This is a genomic window from Pseudocolwellia sp. AS88 (assembly GCF_030551755.1).
GTDB lineage: Bacteria > Pseudomonadota > Gammaproteobacteria > Enterobacterales > Alteromonadaceae > Pseudocolwellia.
The window spans coordinates 58,295-66,293 of sequence record NZ_JAUPEC010000027.1 but is presented as its reverse complement, the minus strand read 5'-3'; the positions used below and the strand labels follow the sequence as shown (position 1 = coordinate 66,293).

The following is a 7,999-nucleotide window of genomic DNA, read 5'->3' as shown; positions in this document are numbered from 1 at the left end:
TGGTGGGCGCGGCAGGAGTCGAACCTGCGACCGCCTGGTTCGTAGCCAGGTACTCTATCCAGCTGAGCTACGCGCCCACATAAAACTTGTTTTATATCTACGTTAAAAGATAAGTGTTCACCGTACTCTCGGTCTTTATTATTTTATCACTTAAAGAAAAGTGGTGGGCGCGGCAGGAGTCGAACCTGCGACCGCCTGGTTCGTAGCCAGGTACTCTATCCAGCTGAGCTACGCGCCCTCATAAAACTTTTTTATATCTAGTTCTAAAGATATCTAACTTTCACAACCATTAAGAATAATGGCGGAGAGGGAGGGATTCGAACCCTCGAACCGGGATAAACCAGTTACTCCCTTAGCAGGGGAGCGCCTTCGGCCACTCGGCCACCTCTCCAATGGCTGCGAATACTAATGGATTCAGAAAATAAGTCAAACACTTTTTTAATTTTTTTTTCTGTTTGCTGAGATTTCAAGCAACACGTTTAATTTTCAAACATAAAATAGCAAAAAGCCGACTATTGTCGGCTTATTACATAATTAGAATTTATTACCTGCAGACTCTGGATTGTCTTTTTCAGATTGAATTCTCATGTATATTTCTTCTCGATGTACTGATATTTCTTTCGGTGCATTTACACCTATTCGTACTTGATTACCTTTAACACCTAAAACGGTAACGGTAACTTCATCACCAATCATAAGAGTCTCGCCTACACGGCGTGTTAAAATCAACATATTAATTTCCTTTTTTATTCGGGATCCACTAAATATTTATAAGCTAGTAATAAATTTAAATTTAGTTCAAAAATTACGATAAAGCACTATATCTACACAAAAAAGTTAAAATTTTATATAAATAACCATTTTTAATACGTCAGCACCACTAATATGCAAAATATTAAAAATAAAAAAGCTTTATCTAATTATCTCATATATTAACAACCTTATTGATGCAATAAATACCAATATTTTTGTTTTTTGTATATTATTTCGTAATAACTCATAAGACCAGATGATAAAAACAACAATCTGTTTTTTATTTAATCTAACAAACTTATATATTCTTAAAGGCTAAAGCTTTAGCTGACCTTATTAACTTTAGCCCAGATTTATAAATTAAATAGTTAATTAACTTAATAAATACCTATGTTGTATTTCATGAGAATAAATTCAATACATAAAACATTAACAAGGTAGGTTTATTTAAATCTGATACTTCTTAAAATAATATTCCCACCAAACTTAATTGAGGTTACTAAAATATGACCTTAGTTAAATACTAAAGTTCACTTGTCACCTTAAAATTAAAGCAATAAAAAAGCGCCCTGAGGCGCTTAATAAAGATTGCTAATGATATAAACAAGTCTTATGTTGCTTTTTTCGCTTTAGGTTTAGCTTTTGGCTTTGCTTTAGCTTTTACGGCTTTTTTCTTAGCCTCTTCAACCCACTTGTTGTCAATATACTTTGCAGTCCACCCTGTTGCTTTACCTTCAACTTCAGTCATTACATATTGTTCTTTAGTTTTTCTACTAAATCGAACAATAGCTAAGTTGCCATCAGGATCTTTGGCTGGAGCATCAGCTAAATAATAAAACTTAGATGAAATTCTATCTCTAAACCTTAGAAGCTCTTCAACTTTAGGCGCTCGAGTTTCACGTGATTTAGGGAAAGTATTAGCAGCTAGGAATATACCTGCCGCTCCATCTCTTAAAACAAAATGAGCATCAGACTTTTCACAAGGTAATTCAGGTAACTGTACTGGGTCTTCTTTTGGTGGAGCAGCTTCACCACTTGCTAATAGCTTGCGAGTATTTTTACACTCTTCATTAGTACAATCGAAGTACTTACCAAAACGTCCTGATTTAAGCTCCATTTCAGATTCACAACGATCACATTCTAGAATAGGACCTTCGTAGCCTTTAATTTTGAACTCGCCCTTTTCTATTTCAATACCATCACATACAGGGTTATTACCACAAACATGTAATTTACGAGTTTCATCAATTAGGTAGCTATCCATCGCTGTAGAACATTTCTTACAACGGTGCATCGCTCGTAAAGCTTCAGTTTCTTGATCTTCAGCTAAAACACTAACAGCTTCTTCACCTGGAGTTAGATTCATTGTTTTAGTACAACGTTCTTTCGGAGGTAAAGCATAACCAGAACAGCCCAAAAACACACCCGTTGAAGCGGTTCTTATACCCATTTTACGCCCACATGTTGGACAATCAATATCGGTAAGAACAGGTTCGTTGTTTCTCATCCCACCTTCTTCAGTAGGTTTATCCGCTAAACTCAGTTGTTTGGTAAAGTTGCTGTAGAATTTATTTAAAACATCTTTCCAATTTGCTTTACCACCAGCAACTTCATCAAGCTTTTGTTCCATGTTAGCAGTAAAGTCATAATTCATCAGATCATCAAAACTTTCAGATAAACTATCGGTAACAATTTCACCCATTTTTTCTGCATAGAAACGTTTTTTATCTAAACGTACATAACCACGATCTTGAATCGTAGAAATAATCGATGCATACGTTGACGGACGACCAATAGAACGCTTCTCTAACTCTTTAACTAATGATGCTTCACCAAAACGTGCTGGTGGCTTAGTAAAGTGTTGTGTTGGATTAAGCTGTTCAAGTGTTAAGACTTCGCCAACCGATAAATCTGGCAAATGCTTATCATCACCTTTAGACAATTGAGGATGAACGCGGGTCCAACCATCAAATTGCATTACACGACCTTTAGCTTTCAAGTTAAAGGTTGAAGCGCCAATGGTTAATGTACTTACTGTATATCTCGCTGCTGTCATTTGACACGCAACAAACTGACGCCAGATTAAGTCGTATAACTTTTTAGCATCGGCTTCAATACCTTCCATGAAGGCTGATTCCATTTTCACATTAGATGGACGAATGGCCTCATGCGCTTCTTGAGCATTACCTTTACTGCTATAAACTTTTGCATTTTCAGGTAAGTAATTTTCACCAAACGTATCAGAAATATAATTTCTACAAGTTTCAACAGCATCCTTACTTAGGTTTGTTGAATCGGTACGCATATAAGTAATATGCCCCGCTTCATACAAACGTTGAGCAAGTCCCATAGTACGTTTTACACCAAAGCCCAGTTTAGTACTTGCAGCTTGTTGTAACGTTGATGTTATAAATGGTGCTGACGGCGTACTTTTTGAAGGTTTATCTTCACGTTTATCAACCGTATATGTAGCATCTTTTAATACCGCTAAAGCTTTATCTGTATCAGCTTTATTGGTTGGTTTAAAAGCTTTACCATTATCGTGAGTTACATCTAATTCAAAATCTAAACCTGTACTTGTTTTTGTGTCAGCCGTAACTTCCCAAAATTCTTTAGGATCAAAAGCTTTAATTTCTCTTTCTTTTTCAACAACTAATTTAACAGCAACTGATTGAACACGGCCCGCAGATAAACCACGAGCTACCTTTTTCCAAAGTAAAGGGCTTACCATAAAGCCAACAACACGGTCTAAAAATCGACGTGCTTGTTGGGCATTAACTCCAGGCATACTTAGTTCGCCCGGCGTTGAAAAGGCTTGCTGTATAGCATTCTCTGTTATTTCATTAAAAACAACACGTTTGAACTTGGAATCATCACCACCAATTAACTCTTTTAAGTGCCACGCGATTGCTTCTCCCTCGCGATCCAAATCGGTTGCGAGATAGATAGTGTCTGCGGTACTAGCTAATTTGGTTAATTCGTTAACTACCTTTTCTTTACCAGGTAGAACCAGATAATTAGCTTCCCAATCTTTATCAGGGTTAATCCCCATACGATTAACTAAAGCTTCTTTATCTCTTTTTTCTTTATACTTAGCTTTTGCTGCAGGTGCCATTTTACGAACTTCAGCAGGAGATTTTGCAGCAACTTTTTTACCCGTACTTCCATGAGGTAAATCACGAACATGACCGACACTAGATTTCACAATGAAATCTTTACCAAGATACTTGTTAATTGTCTTCGCTTTAGCTGGTGATTCGACAATTACCAGAGATTTTCCCATATGATTATAAATTCCTAGTCACTAACTGAAGTGAATCAATTAGGTATTATATGTTGAGTTAAATTTGTTCAGTAATTAGGCGAGCAACCAATATTTAAGAACAAGTTTACGATAAAATAGATGATTAAAGTGTTAATTACTATTAGATATATCTGTAAAAAAGCAAAGTAACAAGCAAATATTATGATTAAATTCGCCTGACCTCATGCTTTTGGTTATAATGTTGGAGTAATTTCTGGCGTAATCATAATCGACTTTAATATAAAAAATAAGGGCAAATAAAAATAATAATTCATTATTTTTCTATTACAGCCCTTAAAAAACAATGAATCGCCAAATTCCCCTACATTTATTCCTTTTGATATTTGTAATATAAAAACACAACGAGATTTCATATGACTTCATCATGGACAAATATAAAAAATAAATTCACGCAATGTTTATGTCCTCCTGGTAACGGAGTTTTTACAGTAAACACGGCTAAAGAAAGAAAAGAACAGTTACATCAAGCCCTATTCGGACAAACAGAAAACATTGAACAATTATGGTCATCATCATTAGATAACTTACCAACAGCATCGAGTGCTGTAATTCTGGGTATTGCTTCTGATTGTGGTGGTGGAATTTTACGAGGCGCTAATTGGGGGCCTCTATTTGTTCGCTCTACATTACTAGAACAACATAAAGGTTTGAATGCTTTCGATTTAGGCGATGTGCGCGTTATCCCACATTTATTACATGACAAATACTTAAATGAAGCAACCATTTCAAATTGTAGAAAAGCATTATATCAAGATGAAAATAGTATTTACCCAGTTAGTCCGTTAACGATTACAGAAGATGTATTGCATGACTTTTATGCTGAATTCCCTAAAAAAGGCATATTTGGTATCGGCGGAGATCACTCTGTAAGCTATCCGCTCACAAAGGCCTATTTACAAGCTAAAAAGAAACAAGGTATTCGTGCTGCTATAATCCATTTTGACGCGCACACAGACCTACTAGTGGAGCGCTTAGGCATAGATTTATGTTTTGGCTCGTGGTGTACACACATCTTAGACGATTTACATGATCACAGTCATTTAATCCAAATAGGTATTCGTTCAAGCGGACGACCTAAATCACATTGGGAAAATACTTTCGGAGTTAAGCAACATTGGTCACATGAAATAAAAGAAAATGGTGTTGATAACATTATTCAAAATATTCTTGCTCAACTAAAGAATGAAAAAATTGATGAGCTTTATGTAAGCTTTGATATTGATGCATTAGATGCTTCGATAGCTTCAGCGACAGGTACGCCTGAACCAGATGGTATGGATATGGCAGATACAATGAAGATACTTAAGTCTCTAGGAAAAAAATATCCAATCACTGGCGCTGACATGATGGAAATAGCACCTTTTACAGATAGTTCAGGTTTAGGTGAAGAAAGCAGAAATAAAACATTAACAGCATGTGCAGAGATCTCTGCTTTTTTAATTAGTGAGATGGCGAAAAATTAATACCTAATTTAAATGTTAATTTTCTCTTGAATTTAAGACATTAAAAAAGCTCCCGAGGGAGCTTTTTTTGTATACTAAATAGTGAGTTTAATTTGCAACACTACAGTCACTAGCAGCACCAAAAGGACTATTTAAACCAGTCCCTGATGTTGGTGGTGTTACATCTTCATCTAGAATATCTTCAGATGAAGTGGGTAATGTAAAAACTGTTTGTGTAAAGCTTTCAGTACCATTAACTTTAGCTGATACAATCAAATTTATATTTGCCCAACTACCATGACTTTGTGGATAACGAATATCAACAATCGCTTTACCTTCATCATCAGTCACTATATCACCAAGAGCTGCAACTATATTACCTGGCGTTAAAACACCATCACCATTAATATCTTCGCCTGCGTCTAAAATACCATTAACATTAGTGTCTTCATTTACGCATCTAAAACCACCATCATCATAGGCCGTTACATTACCAAGCTCATCTTTGACTACATTTATTGCAGTAGCCCAACGTAAAAAAGTGCCTGCTGTATCATAGGTTCTGATCCACTCACCTTTATAATAAGCGTTAGGTACAGCAGATACAGTCAACTCAACATCCTCAACTGGTGTAGAATCTACATCAGTAACAAAAACACTAAATTGTTTGTTGTAGTTAGTCACATCTATTTCTTCAATGCTATTACCTGTACCTAAAGTAATAAATAATTCTCTATCCGCAACAGTTAGTGTAACTGTATCAGATACCGAAGGAGTATCTATTACTTCTGCATTTATAGAAACAGCATCCTGAGCAGACACAGTATTTGAAGTATAAACTGTTGATGCATTACCATTACTATCTGTAACAGCTGTTGCAGGTGATATTTCGCCACGTGTCACATCATCTAAGTTAAACTTAATGGTTTTATTTTTAACTAAATTACCATCATCATCTTTAACTACAACTGAAATAATAGATGTTTGTCCATTTGGACCAATTGAATTAGGTGAAGCTTGAGCAACAATAGTGCTAGCAGTTTCGGCAACAAACTCAAACTCCAATTCATTTGTTAATGCAATATCGCCATCAACACCATTAAATGTAACTAAAGAATTACCTGCATTAGAAGAGGCTAACGAAGTAGAAACTTGACCATTACTGTCGGTAGTCCCTAAAACGGTAGTTAAATTACCACGTGTAGCTGTAAAATTAACATCAGCACCAACAACAGGAACTCCACTTCTAGTCCAAGTTAAGCTAATTTCAGCTGTATCTGATAATAAAACATCAGGAATAGCAGACAAGTCTTGTGTTGTGAGGTTTATAGTTGTTCCATTACCGTCACCAAAAGAAGTAAATAAAAAAGAATCCGCTTGAACAGTTACAACTTGAGTCACTGAAGCACCTAGTGCACTCGCGATAATAGAATTCTCTCCGCCAGATGCACCAATAACTGTAGCAATTGCTTGTCCTGTAGAGTCGGTTGTAACAGACTCTGGAATTGTGATGTTAGCAACAGTTCCTGTACTTGAGGAATCACTTGTCGATAAAGAGACTAATTCACCTCCAATGCCTTCGCCATCTGAATCAACAACCTTAACAATAAAATTATTTGAATCATTAATAGCAAGTGATGATGAGCCTGTTAACTGAACATCAGTACCCACAACTTCAACATCTACAGTATCAGAAAATTGTGCGGTAGATGCTGTAACATTTATAATTCGATTAGATAAGTCTGTAGATACGGTAAGTGTGGCTGTTGCTTTACCATCAGGCCCTGTTATGCCGTCAACAACTTCTATTCCACCAGAACTAGCAGCAAAGGTGATATTTACATCTTCTAATAAATTATTATTTGCATCTTTAGCGATTGCAGACAAGGTGACTTCTTGTGCACCACTTGATGCAATTTGTTGACTGCTAGCAAACAATGAAATGTTTGACACATCAGGTGTTGTGCCAGTATTGGCATCGCCTGCACTATTAAAGGAAGTGGTCGCTATAATTTCGCCATCATCGCCATCAAAAGTAATGCTAGCAGTCACTGTACCTGCTCCAGCAGTACCGCCAGAATTAAGAATAATAGTAGCAACACCTGTATCATTGGTAATACTAGTACCTAATTCAGGTGCAAATGTAGCAAGAGTTTCAAACCCGTCATTAAGCGCGAATGTAACTAAAACACCAGAAAGAGGTTCTCCATCCGATAATACGGTAGCACTTAATAAAGCAGGACTAGTATCAGAAATATTCGTATCTGAAATATCCAAAGACATGGTGACTAAAGAAGTATCCGTGTCAGTGTCCGTATCGGTATCCGTGTCAGTGTTTGTAAAACTACCTTCACTACCGCCACAAGCTACTAACGTAAAAAGTAGTATAACTAAACTAAAGCGTTGAAGTAGCGCCATAAAAAGCATCTCCCTGGTAAATTTTATTATCAACTTTGTCATCTTAACTGAAAAAACACAA

General features: G+C 36.3%; 4 protein-coding genes and 3 tRNA genes. 1 reads left to right on the top strand and 6 read right to left on the bottom strand.

Annotated features, from left to right (window positions below):
- The 5 genes from Q5N69_RS15945 to topA all read right to left on the bottom strand — a co-directional run bounded on the left by Q5N69_RS15945 (window position 1) and on the right by topA (window position 4,036).
- Window positions 1-77: transfer RNA gene (locus Q5N69_RS15945), tRNA-Arg, on the bottom strand.
- A gap of 84 nt (window positions 78-161) precedes the next feature.
- Window positions 162-238 (bottom strand) — tRNA-Arg (locus Q5N69_RS15940).
- Between the two features lie 61 nt (window positions 239-299).
- Window positions 300-391: transfer RNA gene (locus Q5N69_RS15935), tRNA-Ser, on the bottom strand.
- Window positions 392-534: 143 nt separating this feature from the next.
- Window positions 535-732 carry a carbon storage regulator CsrA gene (gene csrA, locus Q5N69_RS15930; protein WP_304370079.1) on the bottom strand — a complete coding sequence of 66 codons (198 nt, stop codon included), beginning with the start codon at window positions 730-732 and terminating at the stop codon, window positions 535-537.
- Window positions 733-1,363: 631 nt separating this feature from the next.
- Window positions 1,364-4,036, bottom strand: a complete 2,673-nt coding sequence (gene topA, locus Q5N69_RS15925) for a type I DNA topoisomerase (RefSeq protein ID WP_304370078.1) — start codon at window positions 4,034-4,036, stop codon at window positions 1,364-1,366.
- A 395-nt stretch (window positions 4,037-4,431) separates the two neighbouring features.
- Between topA and Q5N69_RS15920 the strand changes: the two genes are divergently transcribed.
- The gene (locus Q5N69_RS15920) at window positions 4,432-5,541 is read left to right on the top strand and encodes an arginase family protein (RefSeq protein WP_304370077.1); all 1,110 of its coding nucleotides are present in this window, start codon (window positions 4,432-4,434) and stop codon (window positions 5,539-5,541) included.
- 87 nt (window positions 5,542-5,628) lie between these two features.
- On the opposite strand, the gene Q5N69_RS15915 is transcribed toward Q5N69_RS15920, so the two are convergent.
- Window positions 5,629-7,938 carry an Ig-like domain-containing protein gene (locus Q5N69_RS15915; protein ID WP_304370076.1) on the bottom strand — a complete coding sequence of 770 codons (2,310 nt, stop codon included), beginning with the start codon at window positions 7,936-7,938 and terminating at the stop codon, window positions 5,629-5,631.
- Window positions 7,939-7,999: the final 61 nt, after the last annotated feature.